15 protein-coding genes and 1 pseudogene are annotated in these 22,235 nt (G+C 38.8%); 6 read left to right on the top strand and 10 right to left on the bottom strand.

Translation table 11 applies throughout. The features are described 5' to 3' along the window. Positions 1-375 precede the first annotated feature (375 nt). The 4 genes from H5089_RS18040 (at position 376) to H5089_RS18025 (ending at position 2,682) form a co-directional block, all read left to right on the top strand. A complete protein-coding gene (locus tag H5089_RS18040) occupies positions 376-792 on the top strand; it encodes a LexA family transcriptional regulator (protein ID WP_182712800.1) in 417 nt (138 codons plus the stop codon). Continuing rightward, positions 777-2,033 (top strand): Y-family DNA polymerase, encoded by a 1,257-nt coding sequence (locus H5089_RS18035; protein WP_182712799.1) that lies wholly within the window; start codon positions 777-779, stop codon positions 2,031-2,033. Before H5089_RS18040 ends, H5089_RS18035 begins: the two co-directional genes overlap by 16 nt. A 78-nt stretch (positions 2,034-2,111) precedes the next feature. Further along, complete coding sequence (locus H5089_RS20500) at positions 2,112-2,300, top strand: YHYH domain-containing protein (RefSeq protein WP_182712798.1); 189 nt, start codon at positions 2,112-2,114, stop codon at positions 2,298-2,300. A gap of 61 nt (positions 2,301-2,361) precedes the next feature. Further along, positions 2,362-2,682, top strand: a complete 321-nt coding sequence (locus H5089_RS18025) for an HNH endonuclease family protein (RefSeq protein WP_182712819.1) — start codon at positions 2,362-2,364, stop codon at positions 2,680-2,682. A gap of 160 nt (positions 2,683-2,842) precedes the next feature. Here H5089_RS18025 and ttcA (H5089_RS18020) read toward each other — a convergent pair whose 3' ends face one another. The 4 genes from ttcA (H5089_RS18020) to H5089_RS18005 form a co-directional block, all read right to left on the bottom strand. Then, positions 2,843-3,736, bottom strand: coding sequence for a tRNA 2-thiocytidine(32) synthetase TtcA (gene ttcA / locus H5089_RS18020; protein ID WP_182712797.1), 894 nt, complete (start codon positions 3,734-3,736; stop codon positions 2,843-2,845). Positions 3,737-3,883: 147 nt separating this feature from the next. After that, on the bottom strand, positions 3,884-5,062 hold the full coding sequence (locus H5089_RS18015) for an HNH endonuclease (protein WP_182712796.1): 1,179 nt from the start codon (positions 5,060-5,062) through the stop codon (positions 3,884-3,886). After that, the gene (locus H5089_RS18010) at positions 5,055-7,016 is read right to left on the bottom strand and encodes an AAA family ATPase (protein ID WP_182712795.1); all 1,962 of its coding nucleotides are present in this window, start codon (positions 7,014-7,016) and stop codon (positions 5,055-5,057) included. Before H5089_RS18010 ends, H5089_RS18015 begins: the two co-directional genes overlap by 8 nt. Positions 7,017-7,091: 75 nt before the next feature. Then, a complete protein-coding gene (locus H5089_RS18005) occupies positions 7,092-7,355 on the bottom strand; it encodes a transposase (protein ID WP_182712794.1) in 264 nt (87 codons plus the stop codon). An 89-nt stretch (positions 7,356-7,444) separates the two neighbouring features. Between H5089_RS18005 and H5089_RS18000 the strand changes: the two genes are divergently transcribed. Together H5089_RS18000 and ttcA (H5089_RS17995) are read left to right on the top strand one after the other, a co-directional pair. Then, a complete protein-coding gene (locus H5089_RS18000; protein ID WP_138739893.1) occupies positions 7,445-7,762 on the top strand; it encodes a helix-turn-helix domain-containing protein in 318 nt (105 codons plus the stop codon). Between the two features lie 180 nt (positions 7,763-7,942). Further along, positions 7,943-8,719, top strand: a pseudogene (gene ttcA, locus H5089_RS17995) (tRNA 2-thiocytidine(32) synthetase TtcA); the annotation flags it as partial. Between the two features lie 82 nt (positions 8,720-8,801). Here ttcA (H5089_RS17995) and H5089_RS17990 read toward each other — a convergent pair. The 6 genes from H5089_RS17990 to recC all read right to left on the bottom strand — a co-directional run bounded on the left by H5089_RS17990 (position 8,802) and on the right by recC (position 22,197). Next, a complete protein-coding gene (locus tag H5089_RS17990; protein WP_182712793.1) occupies positions 8,802-9,863 on the bottom strand; it encodes a hypothetical protein in 1,062 nt (353 codons plus the stop codon). Positions 9,864-10,127: 264 nt separating this feature from the next. Continuing rightward, positions 10,128-11,198, bottom strand: coding sequence for a hypothetical protein (locus H5089_RS17985; RefSeq protein ID WP_182712792.1), 1,071 nt, complete (start codon positions 11,196-11,198; stop codon positions 10,128-10,130). Positions 11,199-11,482: 284 nt separating this feature from the next. Then, positions 11,483-12,808 (bottom strand): PAS domain-containing methyl-accepting chemotaxis protein, encoded by a 1,326-nt coding sequence (locus H5089_RS20450; RefSeq protein ID WP_182694117.1) that lies wholly within the window; start codon positions 12,806-12,808, stop codon positions 11,483-11,485. A gap of 479 nt (positions 12,809-13,287) precedes the next feature. After that, positions 13,288-15,336 (bottom strand): exodeoxyribonuclease V subunit alpha, encoded by a 2,049-nt coding sequence (recD, locus tag H5089_RS17975; RefSeq protein ID WP_182712791.1) that lies wholly within the window; start codon positions 15,334-15,336, stop codon positions 13,288-13,290. Next, positions 15,333-18,911, bottom strand: a complete 3,579-nt coding sequence (recB, locus tag H5089_RS17970; RefSeq protein WP_182712790.1) for an exodeoxyribonuclease V subunit beta — start codon at positions 18,909-18,911, stop codon at positions 15,333-15,335. The genes recD and recB overlap by 4 nt, the downstream gene beginning before the upstream one ends. Continuing rightward, entirely contained in the window at positions 18,898-22,197 is a 3,300-nt protein-coding gene (gene recC, locus H5089_RS17965) for an exodeoxyribonuclease V subunit gamma (protein WP_182712789.1), read from the bottom strand. The genes recB and recC overlap by 14 nt, the downstream gene beginning before the upstream one ends. Positions 22,198-22,235 lie beyond the last annotated feature (38 nt).

Genomic DNA, 22,235 nt, shown 5'->3' with positions numbered 1-22,235 from the left:
ACCGCTGACAACGGTGGTCTTTGACGTTTTGAGATACGAGAAGTTATCTGAAAGCGGGGTTCTAGGTTATTTACTCTGACGAGCTTTTGTCCAAAAACGAGTTTACCCCTCTTCGGCTTACTTATAGCTTACTCAAAAAACCGCCTTTATGTTAATAACTAAATAGGCTTTTACGCCAGTCTTTAATTAAGAGTATTCCACATAATAATTTTCATGGAACGGTAACACCTCATTAAAAATGAAATCTCGATAATTCATTGTTTTGCTGAAGTAAGAACGATATTAGTTTAGTTAAGCTCTCATTTAACATTTAAATTTCTTGGTAAGTTCTGCAACCTGAATTATACAGTACATATAAACAGTATAGAGGTGCATATGTTTGTTATTCCAATTTTTATAGAGGCCGGTATTACAGGATTTGAGTCTCCTGCAGCAGAATATACAGAGCTTGGGATTTCACTCGATGAACTCATAATAAGGCACCCTAATGCGACATTTATCGGTTTAGCATCGGGTGAATCAATGCAAGATGTAGGGATTTTCGATGGTGACTTACTCGTTGTAGATAGATCTGAAAATGTGAGTACTGGCGATGTGATTGTTGCGAGTTATAACGGGACTTTTGTGTGTAAAATAATAGATAAAACAAACCGTTTACTCATTTCTGCATCTAAAAACTATCAGTCTGTTTATATCTCTGAAGATGATGATTTTAAATTAGAAGGTGTTGTTACTTCGAGCATTCGTCTTCATAAGAATAAAGCCGAGCTGAGTCGATGTTTGCCCTCGTAGATGCTGTTGCTTTTTATGCGAGTGCAGAAAAGGTCTTTGACCCCTCTATTCGCTTTAAACCAGTTGTGGTTCTAACAAATAACGATGGGTGTATTTGCGCCATATGCCCTATTGCCAGAAAACTTAACATTCCTAAATTCCAGCCTTACTTCAAAGTTAAAAACTACCTAGAACAACATAATGTGGTTGTTCGCTCATCAAACTATGAGCTGTATGCTGATTTGAGCGAGCGAATGATGACGGTGATAAACCGCTTTTGTGATGACCACTATGTTTATAGTATCGATGAGTCTTTCCTTCGTTTTACTGGCTTCACTAAAATCATTGATGATTGGGCCGACTTTGGGCAAACAATACGCCGTGCCGTTTGGCGTGAAACCGGTCTACCCGTTGGTGTTGGATTTGGTACGACACCTACGCTAGCTAAAGCCGCCAACCATGCAGCTAAAAAGCTGTCCGGCTATAACGGTGTTGCAGTTATTAACGATGAGCACTCTCGCCAAGCAATATTGACGCGAATGGATGTCACTGATGTATGGGGCATCGGCTCCCGTTTAGGAAAAAAATTTAAGTTCATGGGGATTAACACAGCATGGGAGCTCGCTTGCCAAAACCCTAAAGCCATGAGAAGAATGTTTAGCGTTGTCGTTGAGCGAACAGTCAGCGAATTAAACGGTATTACGTGTTTAAGTTGGGATGAAGTAAAGCAAAATAAAAAAGAGATATACTCTACAAGAAGCTTTGGTGAAAGGGTCTGTGATATAACACCAAAATCAGCTCTCGTTACACATGCTGCCATTGTTGGCCGTAAACTGAGGAAGCAGCACACTTTAGCAAAACGTATCGTTATATTTGCTGCCAGCTCATCTCACGAAGAATTTTATTATAAAAAATCACTTCTTTACGACTTTCCTATACCAACATCGGATACCACCGTTATGGCTAAAGCCGTCTCTGACGTCATAAATGATATTTTTAAAATAAATACGCGCTTTTATCGCTGCGGCATTGGTGCAATAGAATTAGAGAGTGAGTTATTCCAACAGGATGACATGTTTTCTGTCAGTGAAGATAAACCAAGGATGATGGAGTGCTTAGATGCTATAAATAAACGCTATGGCGTGGTCACTTTATCACTCGGCAGTGAAAAGCTTACACAAACGTGGAATATGAAGCGTGCTTTCTTATCACCCCACTACACAACACGATGGTCAGACATCCCTATTATAAAATGCAATTAAATCGGTTATTGTCTATTTATCAACCCTAGTTTTAGACAGTACGTTATTAGTTAAAAAAGTCAGGTATAAGGGATTTAAATGAAAGCGCTAATATTAATACTAACTTTGATGGCCTCCATTAGTGCCTCAGCTCACAGTGGTCGAACGAATTCAGAGGGTTGCCATAGCGATAAAAAGCGAAACGAATATCACTGCCATAGCAGTAAAAGCAAGCCAACATCCAGTACGCCAAATATAAGACTTCGCGGTTGGCTCGCTTACTTATAATAGAAAAGATTGGCCACACTGGGTTGATGCCGATAATGACTGCCAGGATGCAAGGGCTGAAATACTTATTAGAGATTCAAAGTCACCAATTAAATTTAAACGAAATAAGCCCTGCAACGTTTCTTGGGGTGAATGGATAGACCCATACACTGCTCAAACGTTTTATAAAGCCTCAGATATCGACATTGACCATATTGTACCTTTATCCCATGCCCATGAAATGGGGGGTAAACATTGGACTAAAGAGCAAAGAAGATCGTTTGCCAACGACTTTGAAAACCTTTTAGCTGTGGAAGACAACGCCAACCGATCTAAAGGCGCTCAGCCGCCAGATAAGTGGATGCCCCGAAATAAGCACTTTCATTGCGAGTACCTAAATTAATGGAAATACATAAAAGATAAATATGAGCTCAAAGAAAGTTTTAACGAAAAAACGTTTATAAACAATCTAATTAGTTCAAATGGTTGCAACTTAAAAACATATGCGCCTAACGTAGACATCTCTAATTAGTCGCCAATTCAAACTTAGTTGACCATTACAACTATATATTAGTAACGTCTATATATAATGATTCATCTATATTCGAAGATGATACTGTTGCTTCACTAAACTCGTAAGCGTCACGCTCACCATCTCTTGCTAATGGCAAATTAATAAAATCGAATAAATCTTTGTCAGCTAACTGGCTTGGGCTAATGTTTTGAATAGATTTAAATATACTTTCAACACGGCCTGGTGACTCTTTATCCCAATCGATTAACATCCCTTTAATCGACTGCCGTTGCAGGTTTTCTTGTGAGCCGCATAAATTACAAGGAATTATAGGGTAGGCTTTGTGTTCAGCGTAGGTAATGAGATCTTTCTCTCGACAGTAAGATAAAGGACGAATAACGACATTGCGGCCGTCATCTGAACGTAGTTTTGGAGGCATCGCTTTCAATCGAGAACCATGAAACATATTTAAGAACATAGTTTCTACAATATCATCCATGTGATGACCAAGTGCTAGCTTAGTCGCACCAATTTTTTCTGCAAATGAGTATAAAGTACCACGACGAAGACGAGAGCAAAGGCCACAGGTAGTTTTACCTTCCGGAACTTTTTCTCGAACAACTGAATATGTATCTTTGTCCACTATATAATAAGGAATTTCTAATGTCTCAAAGTACTCTGGCAAAATATGTTCAGGAAAACCAGGTTGTTTCTGATCTAAGTTAACCGCGATGACATCGAACTTTATTGGGGCTGACTTCTGAAGCTGCAATAAGATGTCAAGCATAGCAAATGAGTCTTTCCCTCCACTTATGCAAGCCATCACAACATCCCCATCTTCAACCATATTATACTCAGTTATAGCATTGCCAACATTTCTTCTGAGTCTTTTTTGAAGTTTATTTAGTTCAAGCGTATCTTTTCTGGTATCTTGTAAGTTCATTGGTCTTGCCCGCACGGCCAGTGTGACTGGCAGTTATACATAAGTAGAAGTTTGGCGCGGATTATAAGGCATTTAGTGCGTAGATGAAATATTCTATAGATACAAAATAGAGTGAATTTGGGCTTGTTAATAGATGTGGTTCTTGAACTAGTACCTATAGTTTTTATTAGTTAAATGACTAAATGTATCTAACCTAAACTTGTATAAGCTAGTATTATGTGTATTTCTTTTGCCTCCGATATCAAACATAGTAACAATATTTTCTTTAGTATTTATGAACTGCTCGAAATTGGGGCCATATATACCTTTAAGTAGTTCAAATTTATCATTCATTGAAATATATTCTCGCTTTATAGAACCTTTCTGATACTCCGCCTCAAGCTCAAATAATATAATGTTATTATTGAACTTAGCGCAACCACTTAAATTAATCAAAGGCGGCTTATCTAATAAAGGTGCAAAACTAAATACCCTATAGCCCCTAGTTCCGGCAATAAGTGGATGCATGTTTTTCAAATAAGTGTCTATAGACTTTTTAAACTTCTGATTACAAAAGTTACACGCAGGAATTAAATTGTATAGTGTGGTTGCTAAAAAAGGGTATTTACTTTTAGGGTAAAAATGGTCTAAATCGGCTCTAGCTATAACATTTCTACCTAAAGTGGTTTCGATATCTCTTTTATTACAATAAGGGCAAATCTCCAAAGAGCTTGATTCAATTATTTCTTGCCCTAATTCAGCTCTCAGAGCTTCATAATTAAATATTTTTTCTAGTTTATGAAACCACAACGGGTATTTGTTTCGAACAACTTTTGGTGTAGCTGAAATGCCTAAGTGTATATTTCTTATTCTACAACATACATGGTAGATTTTTATTGAGGTTGTTGCATTTATAAGTTCTGCATAAAAGTAATTAGATAATATAGATGATTTTTCGTTGCGAATTTTTCCCAATTCAATGATAAATTTAGCTTTTAATGCAAAAACAGAGTTTCTATCTGTAATAGTTTTTGATTTAATCAAAGAGACGTCAAAATTTAAATCATAACTTCTAAAGTTAAAGTATGGATTAAATCTATCTGCAAGAAGAGGATAATTTTCATAAACCTCATTTATTTTTCGGCTTAAATTTTTTGGAGAACAAAATATTAAGCTTAAAAGAAATGATTCGCTGAATAAAGCACTGTAAAAATTTGAACTAATCTGACACTGATTCATCATCTCTGCATATACGGCTTTTTGATGTAATAAAGCATTTTTTAAAAAATTAGAGTTTTTTAATTTATTGCTAAAGCCTTCAGGAAAAGAGTATTTAAACTTAATCATCTAACAAAGATTCCTGAAGTGATTTATTACATATTTTATAAGCTAGATTCAATTGTTCTCTTGTTAACGGTATGCCTGTGAGCTTTGCATCTATAAGCGCTTGAAGCTTTGATCTTGAGTGCTCCCCGTACGTAGAATCAAGGTGCATACCTTCCAAGTAAAAGTCTGATAACTTAGTTCCAAACCCTAGTGAATTACTAATAACTGTTTTTCCAGCTACAACTTTTAAAGCTAAGATATCTTCAGGTAAAAAATCGCCAATTATAAGTGGAGAATGCGTAGTTATAATAAATTGTGTCTTTGACTCGTAACCGATACTTTTTATTAATTCTATTAGTTCAAAAATAAATTTCCGTTGCCATTCTGGGTGTAAATATAGATCAGCTTCATCAATTAAAAATAACTTAAATTCAGGTGGCTCATCTGCTATCAAACAACTAAAAATAGATGAAAATAAACTTGTCTTAGCAAACTCTCCACTGCTCAAGCCTTGCCAACCATGATCAATATTTTTTTGGAGGTAATCTGGGAGTTTATCAATTTGTTCTGAAACATAAAGAATATCAAGAGGCTCTTTTACTTTCACTTGTTCTAATCCTGAATAATTTGGAAAGTGAATGAGACTACCTGTAGGAAAATATTCATAAAGACTAAATTTTAAATCTCGGAAAGGTTCATCAAGATCAGATCTATAAGCCACAATATCATGAATATCATTCTCAAATACAACCGATAAATCTACGCAACTGATGTTTCTAACAACCTCAAGTAAAATATCTAAGTCCTTTTCTACAGCCTCTTCAAACGTTGTGCATAAATTGACGATAGAGTGATAGTTTTTTTTATCTATTGAAGTATTAATAGTTATGGCTTTTTCTATTGTTTCTGTAATACACCTCCGTATATTCAGGCGTGAACTAACGTTGTTAATTTTAAGCGAATGAGTTTCGAAAAAAAGCTTATTAACTAAAGCCATACAAAGATCAGCAGATAAACTTTGCTCAATATCAATCTTTTGAATATTATACCTGAAGATATTCAAAATTCCCTTAGCTAATATTGCCGCAGAAGTTGTGTCATCTAGTTTAGAGTCAGGAGGGACTAAGACAGCCAATGCTTCCCCATCATAAACATACGATGAAAAATTATTTAAGAAAAGATCGCTTAATTCATCAGTCAAACCTTGCAGGGGACCAGGAATATCGCTAGGCTCTCTAATAGAGCCTAGAGAAGAGAAAAGCTCATCTACTTCTGAAACAGAGAGTTTATATTTTTCAGGGAATCTAAGAAAAAGCTCTCTATTATCATGAAAAAAACCTTTTTTCGTAATATCGAAAAGAAAGGATTGCTTCAACCAATTCTTCAGAGCTGGAGTCCATCCTCTGAACTTAAAAGTATAATAAACCTGACTTTCATTAGCTTTGTTTTTACGGCCTAAATATGTGAACAAATTACGTAATTGCTTGGTTCTATTTACTTTACTACTACTAAGCCTTTCAGATGTTAGATCGACAACATTTTTCATTTTAGGTTTTTTATTTGAGCTAAATTTCGACAGATTATTAACTTTAACAACTGTGTGCATACCTCTCGGCAAAAAATTTCGTACTGAATATTCTTTAAGTTGCTCACAAAACCTCACATCTAACCTACCGATATTTAACTCGACTTTAGAAAATAAATTTAAAGTCGAGTCAAAAAATAAATAAAAACCAGAGCTTTCACTGTAGCTATGAATACTTTCGATAAAATCTAATATAGAGGTTTTTCCGGAGCCATTGTTACCTATGACAGCTTGTAAATTTAGCCCTTTATAATAGTCAGGTACGTAAAACTCATTTTTACTTATCTTTAATACACTATCGTTAAAATCGAAAATAAATTCAGACATCAGCGGTATAAAAAGGTTTTTAAGCTGATGATGTTCACTAATATAAAGGCAAGCTAATTTCATACTATGCATGGGTTAATTTTTTCATTGAATATACAGTGAGCTAGACAGTAGAACAATAATAAATATGTCTTTGTATTATGTATCTTTCATCTCTCGAGCAAATATTTTCGCAGCTTTTAATAATACTTCCCTTTCTCTCGATGTATGTTGAAGGTGCTCCTCAACCTTCATCAAAATAAATTTATTTTTGTTAGTGTCAAAACTTTCTTTGTGAACCTGTGCAATCCAAGCCTTTAACTGCTTAGTAGAAACTCCAATTTCACTAGCCACTTCAATAATTGGTGCACCGGTCTCAATAAGTTCATGTAATTTAATATTCACTCTAGAAGTATTTGTCATAAGTACCCACGCGCTTAGGATTCCTAAGTATACATGATAGACTAAAACTTAGAGAATCTAAGTATAAAGTCGTTTTTTATGATAATTCATTGGAATATATTAACCCCATACCAACTCAGCTTGCTAAAGCCAGAAAAAAAGCTAACTTATCTCAAAAGGATTTGGGGATTCTTATTGGTCTTGATTCTAGCTCTGCGAGCAGTCGCATGAATCACTATGAGAAAGGTAGACACACACCTGACATTAAAACGCTGAAGAGAATATCTTTAGAACTAGGAGTTCCACTAAACTATTTCTTTTGTGAAGACGACATAACAGCCGAATTGGTAATTCAGATAGCTAACTTAAATAACTCCGAGAAGGAAGAGTTATTAAATCAAATTAAAGAAAAGTTTAAAGCAAAATAACACCCTCCCCGAATATTTCTAATAGCACGTTTTGTAAAACATCATAAGCCTGAAAATACATCAAATCTTTCATTCTTCTTCCATAGTTAACAGTTACCTTATTTTTTGTTAAGTTTAAAACCTTTAACCTGTTGTAAATAATATAAAAAAATATTTTCTGCATGTTATTATTCAATATAAGGCAAAGACAGCTACACAATGCTTGAAATGCTTCAACATTTAAAACGTGTAGCACCTATAAAGTTTGATCTCGTTGTTGTAAACCTAGATCAAAAACAACCAGGGTTTCCTGAGCACGTTTTACCCCAGTATCTTGATAAATTAAATGTAGAATACAAAATTGTAGAAGAAGATACCTACAGCATTGTTACTGACATTATTCCTGAAGGTAAAACAACCTGTTCACTTTGCTCACGACTGCGTCGTGGTATTTTATACCGCACAGCAAATGAGTTAGGCGCAACTAAAATAGCCCTTGGCCACCATCGTGACGACATGATTGAAACGTTGTTTTTAAATATGTTTTACGGTGGAAAACTAAAAAGTATGCCGGCTAAATTAATGAGTGATAACGGCGAGCATATGGTTATTCGCCCACTTGCATACTCCAAAGAAAGCGATATAAGCCAATACGCATTTGCACAAGGTTATCCAATTATTCCGTGTAACCTATGTGGTTCGCAGGAAAACCTACAGCGTAAACATACAAAAGCAATGCTCGCTAAATGGGATGCTGAGCACCCAGGCCGTATTGAGAGTATTTTTACAGCAATGCAAAACGTCGTGCCTTCACACTTAGCTGATGCTGATTTGTTTGATTTTAAAAACTTACAAACCGGTGAAGTCATTGATGGTGGCGATATAGCTCTTGATAAGCCAGACATTCCTAAAGTGCCTGTTACTAATGAGCTTGATGAACAAGAAGCGCCAAGTGTAGTTACTATAAATTTAAGCTAACATATCTAGGCTAACAAATTTAAGGGGGTTGTATTTATGTACAACCCCCTTAAATTTACCAATTCAGCCTTACGTTGTCTTTTTAACTCTCAGCTAGGCCTTGTAAAAACTCTAAACTTAACTTTTCTTGTGCATTAGTCTGATACGGCAACTGCTGTAAACTGTCGTACGAGAAATCGTTTATATCAAAATGGCTTATTTCACTATTCCCAAAGCTGTTACGCTCACCTGGGCTTGGCGACATTCTTTCTATTACAAAGTCACTTAAGCGCATATCGGTAACGCCCTTAGGTAATACTGACCAATGAGCTTTTAAGTCTACGGTTTGGCTCCCTTGTGTTAAGCGTTCCTTAGATACCAAATGAGCAAGTGGTGTATCACCACTATATAAATTCGCCCTAACACGATACAAACCACTTTTTATCACCGTTAAATTAGCTGGCATAATCATGTTTTCATTTTGAGCATAAGCTATTTCAAAACCTGTCAAAGTAGCACTTGGCGGCATATATTGAATTTGCGCAACTACGGGTACTTTTTTGCCGTCAACATCGCCCTGCACATACACTTGCAAACTACGAGGGTAATCTTCATCTTCTTTAAATGTAATAATTGCCTCACCTTCACGCGCATTGCCCGTATGGGTATTTAATACTTCCTTTGTATCAGTATTTGCAAGTTCAATGACCACTTTACCAAGCCCTTGAGCGCTTACCTTTATTGTTATTTCTTCTGGATATACAAAACGATATTGTTTGAGGCTTACCGTTAAAGCATCGCCGCTTTCACCTATGGGGCTCGACACAGGATAAAACTGATTTGGCTTTAATCGATCTTCATCTAAAGGACTTAAAGGTTGAGAATAAGGAGGAAACTTAAGTGCACTTTCGTATTGCATCACCACTTGCTGCGCTGCTTTTGTTAGGTCTTCATTAAACGCGATTTGCTTTTTTGATTGTGGTTTTTTAGCTTTAGGCACATCTATAGGGATCACTTTTACAGGCGATAAGTCAGGTGCGTTCGCGCTGTGTTTAATCTGTGGTTTTATTGGCTCAGCAACTTTTTGAGCATCATTTTTACCAGTAAACCATAGCGAGAATAAAATAGTGCTAATAATTAAAGCAACGACATAAAATTTTTTCATTTTTATATTTCAATCTTTTATAAGGCGTATAGTTTTTAATACCAATCTGCTTATATATGGGTCTATTTAACGTTAAGAAAATTACGCTAGAACTAGGCAAAAATTTTTGTATCTAGTTGTTCTCGGCAATTGCTCCCTGCATTGCTCTACCTCCTGCATCCATGCAGTCGTAAATAAAAAATTTTTAACGACGTTATAGTGGAACTTAATTCGTTAAATTGATCAAAGATTTATGCAGATTGGTATAACTACACGCCTTCTATGTTATGGAATCACATTATAAATAAGTGCTGATGCACTTAAATTATTTGAATCCCTAATATAACGATATTGTTTTTTCCAAAACCAACTACCTGTAGTTTTATCAAACGTATTGAACCCTACGTTATTACCTTCAACATTTACGTTATTCATGGCTATTGTGACATTACCTTTACGCTGCGCGTTATGTATTTCGTTATGGCTATAACTGTCACTCATCATCATTGGATAATGATTTGGCATAAAGCTACTAACAGCATCACCTTGCGATTTTAAATGGCCATCTGTATCAATACTGCTGCTACAACTTCCAAACGAGCCAGCCGAACTTGCACCACATGAAGAGTGCGATGCTACAACCGAATCATCATTACCTTTTAAAAATCCACCTGTTAAACCTAAATACGCATTACCATCTGCCACAAAGCGTAATCTAGGTGTACGTGCATCAGGAAATGGCGATATTTTACGGGCATTATTCACTTTTAAATCGTGTAATACACCAACAGCTTCGGTTACATCGCTCCCTAGCCACCATTTGAGTGCTGCATCGACCGCAAAGTTCCATGATGCGCCAGTTAAAGCACTAACTGCTACATCTGCAAGCTCACTTCCACCACCCGCGCCTGCTAAATCAAACGTCGCAACAATATTAAGCGGCTGTAAGCCTTCGTTTTCTAACCAGTTTTCTTGGTTATCAATAATATGGCGTGCAACTAAGTCGCCTGTTGAATGTGTTACAAATACACAGCCATCACTGCATAAATTAGAGCGTGAAATTTGCTTTAACTTTGGCCACACCCAATCGGTAGCAATTTTACCTTCAATTCGCTCATAAGCAGGCCAATCAATTCGCTCATCTGCACGATTATTCCAGTACGATTGCCAATATGTTTCACCGTCATTAATTACATCACTACCCGACTTATTGGTTATTTGCGAAGTTTGTAACCCGTGAATTAATATAATTTTGTAGTCTTTACTCGCAGCAGAAAAGCTCATTAGCATAGCAAGCCCAGCACCAATTAGGTGACTTGGTTTAATTAATGTGTGTGTGCGCTTAGTGTTGTTCATACAATTCCTTAATGTTATGTACGTAATATTTTATTATCATTTAAGGTATTCATACTAGGGCTTGTCAGCCTTGGCGTTCACCAGTATTAGGAACAAAGAACAAAAATGCAACAACTTATTATCATTTATAGGGGTGAAGAAACTTATTACCTATTATTTAATGGGTTAATAAAGAATAGTTGTTAAATTTAAAATTATCAGGGGTGTTTCGAGAGTAATATTGAGGGGGTAGGTTGAGCGGGTACCGGTAAAGGTGCCCGCTTTAGAATAAGGACGTAACTAATCTAGCCGTTAGCTTTAAGTTCACTGGTAAATTGCCCAATCGCATTTACAACTTCTTGTGCGCCTTGCTGAATTTCCTGCATCACATCACCCGACTCTTTAGATAGTGCTAAACCTTGCTCTGCTTTTTCTTTACCTTTTTCTATTACAGCCACCGTATTTTGTGTCTGTGATTGGTTACGCTGTACTACTTCTACTATTTCTTCTGTTGCTTTTGATGTACGCGATGCAAGCAGTCGAACCTCGTCTGCAACCACAGCAAAGCCTCGACCTTGCTCGCCAGCTCTAGCCGCTTCAATTGCGGCATTTAATGCTAACAAATTGGTTTGCTCTGCAATACTACTAATACTTTGTACAATACTCGATATTTGTTGCGACTGCTGATCAAGCGCTGAAATTTCACTTGCAGCTTGCTCCATGTTAATAGCAAGCTCGGTCATTACTGTAACCGTATCTTGTATAACGCTCGCGCCTTGCTCTGCTTTTTTATCAGTTTGGGTTGAGGTACTATAAGCAATTTCGGCAGCCTGAGATATCGCAATTTCTTGATTTACTTGCTCTGTAATAACTGTTGCAAACTTCATTACTTTATAAAGCTCATTCGCGTCATTTGAGATTGGGTTATATGACGCTTCTAACCATACAACATTGCCGTATTTATCAACACGCTTAAAGCGCTCCGCTATAAACTGTCCTTCTCTTAATTTAGCCCAAAACTGTTGATACTCTTGGGAATTATACTCTGAAGCTTCACAAAATGTGCGATGGTGTTTTCCTATTAATTCACTTTCTTGATAACCCATTGCTGATAAAAACTGCTCATTTGCTTTTAAAACATGGCCTTCTAAATCAAATTCAATTACTGCCATAGAGCGATATATCGCTTTGATAGTGTCGCTTTGCTCGCGGGAAGCCGTAATTGTTTTTGTAAGCACACTCCCGAATATAGAAAAATAGAGCAACTGATCTTGCTCCCCTTTTACAGGATGTACTATTAAACGTAACCATTCAGCTTTACCATCACCGCGCGCAATTTGTAATGCACCGCCCCAATGTCCTTCTTTTTTTATAGCTTGCTGTAGGCTTTTAAATTCTGAAGATTGACGAGATGACTCAGTAATAAAATCATCAAAAGAGTTATTAGTAAGATCGTCTTCGTTGTAGCCTAAGTTTTCTAAAAACCTATCATTGGCGTGCGAAATACGCCCATCATAAAGAATATTAACAACTAACATCTCTCGGTAAAGCCCTTCCCACACTTGTTGTAACGGATAGAGTTCTGCTTTTAAAGAGGCTATTTCATTTTGCTTATTTTTAGAAAAAAACATTAATATCCTTAATTGGGCGTGTTGACCTTTGTGGATTGAAATTTGTTCAATCTAGGGGCGATTAAATCACGGCGCGAGGTTTGTAACCTAGTGGGCTCGATAACTGCTCCTGCGTTATTCTAATGGCTTACATCCATGTAAGAATAAGTAAAAACCGAGCAAAGCTTCCGCGTCCTGCTCACGCCCCTTACCTACATCCATGTAGGCAACAAAGAGTTAATCGTCCCTAGAAAGAACCCAAAGGGCAGCGTATGTTTGGTATTTATACTACGTTATCGCCTATTTATGGGAAATACCACACTACATAGGCTCTGCCTTGCCTAAAAACCAAACACACTACTGCAAATTCACCCACCAAAGATCAACACGCCCGAATACATTCAATATAAAATTAACTTTAGTATAGAAGACATTTATAATAACGCGATAAATAACAAGCAGTTTGAAGCTAAATTATTAATAAAAAATTCAAATTAAGCTTAAAATTGTAACCTTTCATATAAACCAGATGCTCTTGATACGCTTTTATTCATTGCTAGTTGCAGTACTTTTTTGTCAGCCACCAGCTCAAACTTATTTTTAGCGCGGGTTATTCCCGTATACACTAATTGCCTGTTAATACCCATGCGCGCTTGTTTTAGCGGTGGCAGTACCATAGCGGTGTAACTAAACTCTGAACCTTGTGATTTATGAATAGTCATTACGTATACTTTATCGTGTGCAGGGAGTCGTGCTGGCGAAAATGCTCGTTGATTACCTTGCTCGTCAATAAATATGGCTTTGAGCTGATTGCTTTCATCGGGCATTAAAATACCAATATCGCCGTTAAATAACTTAAGCTGGTAATCGTTTTGGCTCACCATAATGGGCATGCCTGTATAATGATGAGTATTAGGGCTAACTGTTATTAAACCTTGCTGTTGCAATACGCGCTCTATTCGCTGATTTAAGCTATGCACGCCGTAATCGCCCTCTCGTACCGCAGCTAAAAGCTGATAACTAGCAAAAGCAGCATGCACCTGTGCAACATCTGCACCTTGGGCAATTAAGTTAAGGTATTTTGCATAATGACTTGCTGCACTTTTAACAAGCTTTTCAATTGGTTTCGCTACAAAGTCGTAATCTAAAATTACATCGTTAAAACGCCCTTCGGTACTTTCTTGCTCAACGTAATTTAAAATACCGGTGTTATTTGTGTTTACCGCAAGTGCGAGTTGACCAATGCCGCTTTGTGCATCAAATCGATAACTGTGCTGTAAAAAGGCAACGCAATCTGCGAGTTTAAATTCACTCACGCTTTGCGCTACGAGCTTAGGCTCATTATTAAAACATAAGCTATTTAGCTCATCACAACGTGCTTGCGAGTAGCGTGGCGTTTGCCCAAGTGTTAAACCTTGGCATAAATCGCTCATTACGCTGCCAGTATCTACCGAGGCCAGCTGGTCTTTGTCACCTAGGAGTATTAATCTCGCATGCGCAGGCAGTGCTTCTATTAATTTAGCCATCAGCGATAAATCGACCATACTGGCTTCGTCAATAATCAGCACATCTAAATGCAGTGGATTGCTTTTGTTATGTCTGAATTTATTCGTAAACGGTTTTACGCCTAATAAGCGATGAATAGTTTGAGCGTTTTGCGGTATCAGCGTTTTTATATCATCAGGAATCGTTGTGAGCTTATTTTTAGCGCCTAAAATAGACTCACTTAAACGTGCAGCGGCTTTACCTGTCGGTGCCACCAGCTTAATGCTAAGCGGCGCGGTTTTATAAAGTGACTGCAAAATAGCCAACAACTTAGTCACTGTGGTAGTTTTACCGGTACCTGGACCACCCGTGATCACGCTAAAGCCTTTGGTGGCAGCAATCGCACACGCCACTTTTTGCCAATCAGTTTCAATTGAAGAATCAGCAGGAAAATAGGTATTTAAAAGTTCTGCCAATATTTCATTATTAATATTGAGCTTTCGCTCGCTCATGCTTAATAGTCTATCTGCGAGTGTTTGCTCATAACCGGCAAGGCGCGCAAAATAAAGTCGCTCTTTAAACAGTTGCAGTGGTTTACTCTCGCCCACGCTTTCATGGTTTTGTAAATAACTGAGCGCTGTATGTACATTAAAGTCATCACTAAACGGGCTTAGTGTACTGGGTACATTGCCATCTAGTTTATTAAAGTCACTGTTGCGCAAGTTAAAAGGATTGCTCCAGTCAACCTCATTTAAGGTTAGGCAGCTATGCTGGCTTTGCTGCGATAAGCACAGCAATAAAATAATATAAAACAGTTCATTATGAGGTTGCTCAATGTCATTAGCACACAGTAATTCTGCGAGTTTAACATCAACTACACGTAGTCTATTTTGCGCTAATAAATATTCAAGTAACGGGACTTCGATAATCGTATTATTTAACACAATGTCCTCTAATGAGGCATCTTGTGCTACATTTTTTGAAGTAAGAGGCTCTGCTGCATCATTATCAAGTGTCTCGTCTATATCGTCAAACAAGCCAGGTTGCTCATTTAAATCGCTCATAGCATGGCTCCTTGGCTAAATAAGCCATCTAAAATAATCACTTGTTCTTCAGTTAGCTTTTTAAAGTACACACCTTGCCCTGCCGGCATTCCTCGTAAAAATGTGTAATACACGCCGCCTAAATGAGTTTCTATTGAGTAATCAGCTATACGTTGTTTTAATAAACGATGCAGTGCTACGGTGTAAATTAAATACTGTAAATGATACTGATGACTGCTCATCGCTTGCTCAAGCATGTCGCTCTCGTAATCAGCTGGCGTGCTACCTAAATAATTAGACTTATAATCTAAAATATAATATTTGCCTTGGTAGCAAAATATTAAATCGACAAAGCCTTTTAACAAGCCCTTTACGTGCGAAAATTCAAGCTTACTTTGTGTAAAACCAAAATGTTTAACCAGCATTTCGTTTAGCTTTGGTGCACTTAAGCTCTCAAGAGGTAAATTAAATTCCATTTCGACTAGGCAATCTTTGGGTGTAAGCACACCCAATGAAAGAAGGCTTTTTTCTAAAGAACTGTTATCTAGGGGGCACGCAAGAACATCAAGTACCCACTTTTCAGCCACTTCTCGCCATAGATCACCTATGTGGTACTTTTCAAGGCTGCGCTTAACTACTTCAGATAAGTTTTGCTCGGTATTAGTTGGGTGAACTATTGGGCTAGTAAAATCTATTTGTTCAAATATTTCGTGTAAACAGCTACCAGGCTTTGCCCCTTTAGGAAAACTATAAGGTGATGGTAGTTCGTCCTCTTGCACTGCAAACTCGTCTTTTTCGTGATCTTCATCACTTCGCCCTGGGGCTAATTGGTCGCTGTGCTTTTTAAAGCTCAACGCACTAAAGCTGGTTGCTCGCCAGTTACGTTCAATATTTGCTGTTACTTTATTAACACTTAACGTTTGCTGCGCACTTTCACTGTTATTAAAACAAAGTGTTCCCTGCTCTAATAATGTTTGTGAGGTAAATTGCTGATAGCTCATCGCGATGTTAGCGTCGCAAAACTCACTTAAATGCGTGCGCCATGTTTGGCTACTGGCAAGTTCAAGCCCTGCAAATAAAACATGCCCAAGTGCACTACTTTGCATAGCCAAGCGGCTACTTTGTCCTTGCCCTATGTTATAAACACCAAGCGCACAAAAATGTACGGCGCGAGTAAGTGCTACATAAAGCAGGCGTAAATCTTCAGCTAGGCGTTCTTGTTCTGCTTTTTGAAGGGCATCTTCGTCTTTACTTAAATCGTAAACTAGCTTGCCATTATTATGATAAAGCGCTTCTTTTGTTTCGCGATAGCCACTGGCAAACGGCATAAATACCAAAGGGTATTCAAGCCCTTTTGAGGCATGCATAGTGACAATTTTAACTAAGTTGGCGTCACTTTCTAGGCGTACCTGTACTGTTTCACCGTCTTGTTGGCTTACCTTTTGTGCAAACCATCGCAGTAAACGCAGCGTGCCTTCAAGCTCTATTTGTTTTTGCTGAAGTATTTCGCCCAAGTGCCTAAAGTCCGTCAGCCAACCCTCAACGTTATATCCTAACCCTTGCCATTTAGCGCTAAGTTGGTTATGGCTCATTAAGCGCTCAAGCATTGCCATAGCGCCTTGCTTGTTCCAAATGTGGCTAAGTTGTGCAAAAAAGTTTAAGTAGTCTTGCCATTTATTTTCATCATCAGCGAGTGCATGTATTTCGTTATAACTTAAACAAAATAGCGGACCAGCTAAAACACCGCGCAGCAATGACTCATCATATTGTCCATGCAGCGCTGTTAAAAAGTTAAGTAGGTGATGGCTAAGCTCTTGGCTAAAAACGCTCTCGCGCGATAAATACACGCTGGAAATTTTGGCATCACCTAGCGCTTTTTTCATTATTTGCGCTTCAACACGGTCGCGCACTAATATACAAATATCGGCAGCGCTGACAGGGGTACTGCCAATACACGCATCCCCTTGTTTTGCTTTTTCAAGCAGGGTCACTATTTTATTAGCAAAGTGAGTGGCTAAATGTGCTTGCCCTACACCTTTGTTGGTTGGTTTGTTTTTTTCATCGGCGGCTTCATCCACAAATACATTAAATTCGAATGCGGTCGCGGGTTTGCCATCAATTAAAAAAGAGTCTTCCGCTTTTTTACCTTTAGCAGCTACTGCGATAAAGGGTATAGCGTCGTTATAAATAAAGCTGTTAGCATGTTTGCCAAATAAACTATTAACGCTATTGACTATATCGGTGCTTGAGCGAAAGTTAGTACCCAGCGTAAATTGCTGATCAGTCTGTACAGCTTCTTTTGCGCCAATATAGGTAAAAATATCTGCGCCCCTAAAGCCATAAATAGCTTGTTTAGGGTCGCCTATCATGGCAAGCGTGGTATTTTGTTGCCCATAAATTTTACTAAAAATACCGTACTGAATCGGATCGGTATCTTGGAATTCATCAATCATGGCAACCGGGAACAACTGCGCAATTTTTTGCGCTAGTACGTCGCCTTGCTCGTTATTAAGCGCACTATGTAAATTGGTCAATAAGTCATCTGGGGTGATAACGCTTTGCTCTTGTTTACGCTTAACTATTGCGGCTTTTACCCAGCGTGCTGCATGTTGTACAACCGCTATTTTTAGCCCTTGGTTTATGGTGTTGTTAAGGCCGGCAAGCTCGTCAAACTGACTCAGTAATGGATGCACAAATAATGGCTGATTTTTTTTATAATTGCTCACATCGCTTAAGTTTTCTGTACTCCACACTTCAAACGAATACTTGCTAGTGCCAAATTCAAAAAACAAATCGCCGCCTAAACAAAATGCTTCAAGCGCACCAAGGCTGCCTTTTCGTGCTGGCGTTTTAGACCCGCTTAAACCCGAGCTTTTAATAGCACCGATAAACTCTTGCTCTAACACCGCTTTTTTAAATGCAGGCACACGGGTTATGTACTCGTCACGGGCTTTCCACACATCGTCTAAATTTATTTGTGGCGTAATGTGCGCATTAGCTTTGTTTAAAATACTCGCCACTTGAGCGAATAAAGACTCTGGTGCGGCAAATACATCTAAAATAGCATCGGTGCGTTCTTTATTAAGTGGGTATACAAACGCACGCCAAAAATCTTTAATAGTTTCAAGTAATATGTCGCGCTCATCTAAAATAAATTCGAGATTAAACGCCACTCCCGACTCAAACGCATGTTGTTTTAGCATCCGCTGACAAAAGCCATGAATAGTAAAAATAGCGGCTTCGTCCATTGATTTAGCAGCTGCATCGAGCAAATCAAACGCGCGGTGCTTATCATCAATTTTGGCAATTACGCCTTCAATGAGTTCGTCGTTTGGGTCTTGCCCAAGCAATGCGTCGCGCGCAGCAATAATTCGGCTGCGTACGCGGTCTTTAATTTCTTGGGTGGCGGCGTCGGTAAAGGTTACAACCAAAATTTGCTCAACACTGAGCGGCGTACTTAACTCACCTTCTATTTGCATACCTAGTAAGTAACGTAAATACAGCCCCGTAATCGTATAGGTTTTGCCGGTACCCGCACTGGCTTCTATTAAACTTTGACCAATGAGCGGCATAGTAAGAGGATTAAGTGCTTGCATGGTCACTCTCCTTTGCGTGTTCAAATAAAGGCGTGAGCAATTTATCACTCCATTTTATAAATTCTTCTTGGCAGTCATTTAGCGATTGCACCGTTAAGCGAATATACGGATTTTCGCCCTCGCCTCGCCCTATGTATTGCGGGCTAAATTTGCTCATTGCTTTTGTTATATCGCCGCCGCTTTTAACGTATTCATAACCACTTACCGGAAAGAACGGCACAGGCTCCGCGCGCAGCGCTTTGTATAACTCAAACCAATCAAGTAACAATGCATCGGCATCAGCTTTATTAATTGGCGCAAAGGTAATTTGCTTATCAAGCCCAAGTAACAATGTTTCTACTTGTTGATCCATACTTTGCGCTGCGAGGTGATAAATAAAGCCTTTAATTAAATCTTTCGCTTTAATACTCGCACTGCGGTAAAACACTTGTTTTTGCAAATACACATGATTGAGCCAGCCCTCTACTTTAGTGCCTTCAATGGTAAGCAAAACTTCTATTGGCTCACTTTTCCCGCCTTTAATGTGCTCTTTTACTTGCCCTGCAAGCGCGTCAACTCGGTGCTCCATACTCTCAAATATGAGACTGCCTACATTGGCTTGAGGTAACTCACCCCGCTGCAGTATTTGCTCGGTACTTAGGGGTTGCTCGTTTATGTTTGCTTCGAGTATTTCATCAAGGTAAAAATAACGGCGCAGCGCATCTAGGCTAAAGGGTTCTTCGTCTTTTGCTACTTCGTTAAATTGTAGCAGGCGTAAGCCCAATGTTTGTTGATAAAAGCTCTCTTGTGCGCTGCACACACTTCTAATAAACACATCAAGATCTAGCTGATCTGGCACAGTCACATCAAGCGCAATAACTGGCTCTGGTTTAATTGACTCACTTGGCAGCCAAATTGGATTGTAACTGTGGTTGCTCAGCACAGTATTTGCTTGCTCATCGGCTAAATAGTAATGGCTATTAAAGGGCTGTAAATGCTGCTGATTAATTAGACATGCGGGCAGCGTTTTTTCACTCTTTTCGCTTAATACAAAACTACGCCCAATATATTCCAACAGCTCGCTTACAAGGGTTGATGGCATGCGCGGTTGGTTATCAAAACACGAGCGACCAATGTAACTCATGTATAAGTTGTCGCGGGCACTCAGTAGCGCTTCTAAAAATAAGTAGCGGTCATCTAATTTACGTGATCGGTCACCTTTTTGCTTTTTAGAATAAGGCACTAAGTCAAAACCAATAGGCTGTACGTTACGCGGGTAGTCAGCATCGTTTAAGCCCAGCATGCATACCACTTTAAATGGTACGGCGCGCATGGGCATAAGCGTACAAAAGTTTACTTGCCCAACCAAAAACCGCTGCCCTACGCCTTTTTCTTGAATGCCTTGTTTAACTAAGTAACTAACAATACGCTGCGAAACTGCTTTACTGTAATCGCCGTTGTCGTGGTGTTTTTGTAACTCTTCGAGCACGTTTTGAAGTACTAATAAATCCCAGCTGTCGTCGCTTTCACTTTCGTATATGGCGTTTAATAGCTCGCTTAAAATATGCGCTTTATTAGTGAGCGTATCATCGGGCGTTAGCTGCTCTTTAAAGCTTTGCAGTACATCAATAAAATGCACGAGCTTGTTGAGCGTATCAAGCGCCATGCCTTCTACTTCATCAGCGCTGTAAATACCGTTAAACGGGCATTGTTCGTCGCGCATGGCTATACCAAGCAGTAAACGGTTGAGCCCATGTTGCCAGGTATTTAAATCGATAGCGGGTAAATCAAAGCTGCTTTTATGCGCTGCGTTTATACCCCATTTTACCCCTACACGTTCAAGCCAATATTGAATTTGCTCGTATTCGTGCGCTTCAAGCCCAAACTTTTCGGCTATTTGCGTCACTTGTAATAAATCGAGAATATCCGACACACCAAAGCGCGAAAACGGTAAGTTAGCTAAACTCGCAAATGAACTAAGGACGGGCTTTTCTTGCTCTATGGCTAAATCGGCCAATGCGTACGGAATAAAACGGCTGCCTTGCGCCCCGCCAAATACAGCTTCAATATAAGGGCTGTAAGTGCCTACATCGGGCATCATGACAATTATGTCTTTGGGGGTAAGCGTTGGGTTTTGATTAAATAAGTTAAGTAAGTAGTCGTGCAAGCGCTCAACTTCTCTGAGCGGTGTATGGCAATCGCTGAGCGTAATACTGGTGTCGGTTGCGCTGATTGGTAACTTACCTTCGTTGTTTATAAACCACTCTTTGTTATCACTCAGCGATTCGCCTTTAAACGCAAGCTGATAAATCTCGCTTTGTACTTGCCCTAGTAAGGTGTCGTCAAACACATCAATAAAACCATCAATCCAACGGGCATCTAACTGTACAAGTTGTTCAAAATAGTCGCGGCCTAATTTACCCCACGACGATAACAACGGATTACCAATAAAGTAGTATTCTTCATCTGGATTGGTTTGTTTTTTTTGTTGCGCTTCCACCAGCGGCATTTTGGCGTATTTAGCGCTTATTTTAGCTGCTGTTTTTTCATCTATGATATCGCCCCAGTAGTGCTCACTTGGGTTAAAAAAGAATAATATAACCTCTGTTTTTTTACTCAGTGCTTCAAACACCTCAAGCTGGGAGCTGGCAATCGCCGATATACCAAATAAACTAATGCGTTGTGGCAGTAAGCTATTATCCATAGTCTCAAGTGCTTTAAGTAACTGCCCTTGCATATTAGCGCGATGAAATTGGCTTTGCCCAAGTTCTTGGCTTAGCTTTACAATGCGTCGCCATAAATCAGGTTGCCATGGGGCAATGGCTACATCTACGTCATCAAGCTCATCTTTGCCGCTATCCCATGTGGCTATCCAGTGCGGTCGGTACATTAAATATTGGTCGTACACATCGGCTATTTTTTCGCATAGCGCAAAGGTTTTTTGCCCGTCAATATCGCCCTCTAAATAGGTTTTTAGCGGCAAATAAAGCGGTTCATCAATGCAGGTTGGTAAAATTGCAAACAGTTTCCAAGCAAGGTTGGGCTTATTAAATGCCGACTCTTTAGGGACATTTGGCAGTAATTGCTGATACAACTGCCAAATAAAGCTCGACGGCAGCGGAAAATCTACCTGCGCTGCAACCCCTAAGTTTTCGCTCAAACCTATTTTTAACCACTGCGACATACCCGGCGATTGCACTAGCACCACTTCTTTGTCGAACGGGCTTTGCAATGGGTTTATTTTTAACAGCTGGTGGAACTGCGCTTGCAGGGCTTCCATCCGGTTTGATTGAATAATATTTAGCATATAACACTGGCCTTGCTTGAGATAAAACCAGTGTAAGA

The organism is Pseudoalteromonas sp. SR45-1 (assembly GCF_014163655.1).
In the GTDB taxonomy this organism is placed as follows: Bacteria; Pseudomonadota; Gammaproteobacteria; order Enterobacterales; family Alteromonadaceae; genus Pseudoalteromonas; species Pseudoalteromonas distincta.
This window is presented reverse-complemented; position numbering and strand designations above follow the sequence as displayed.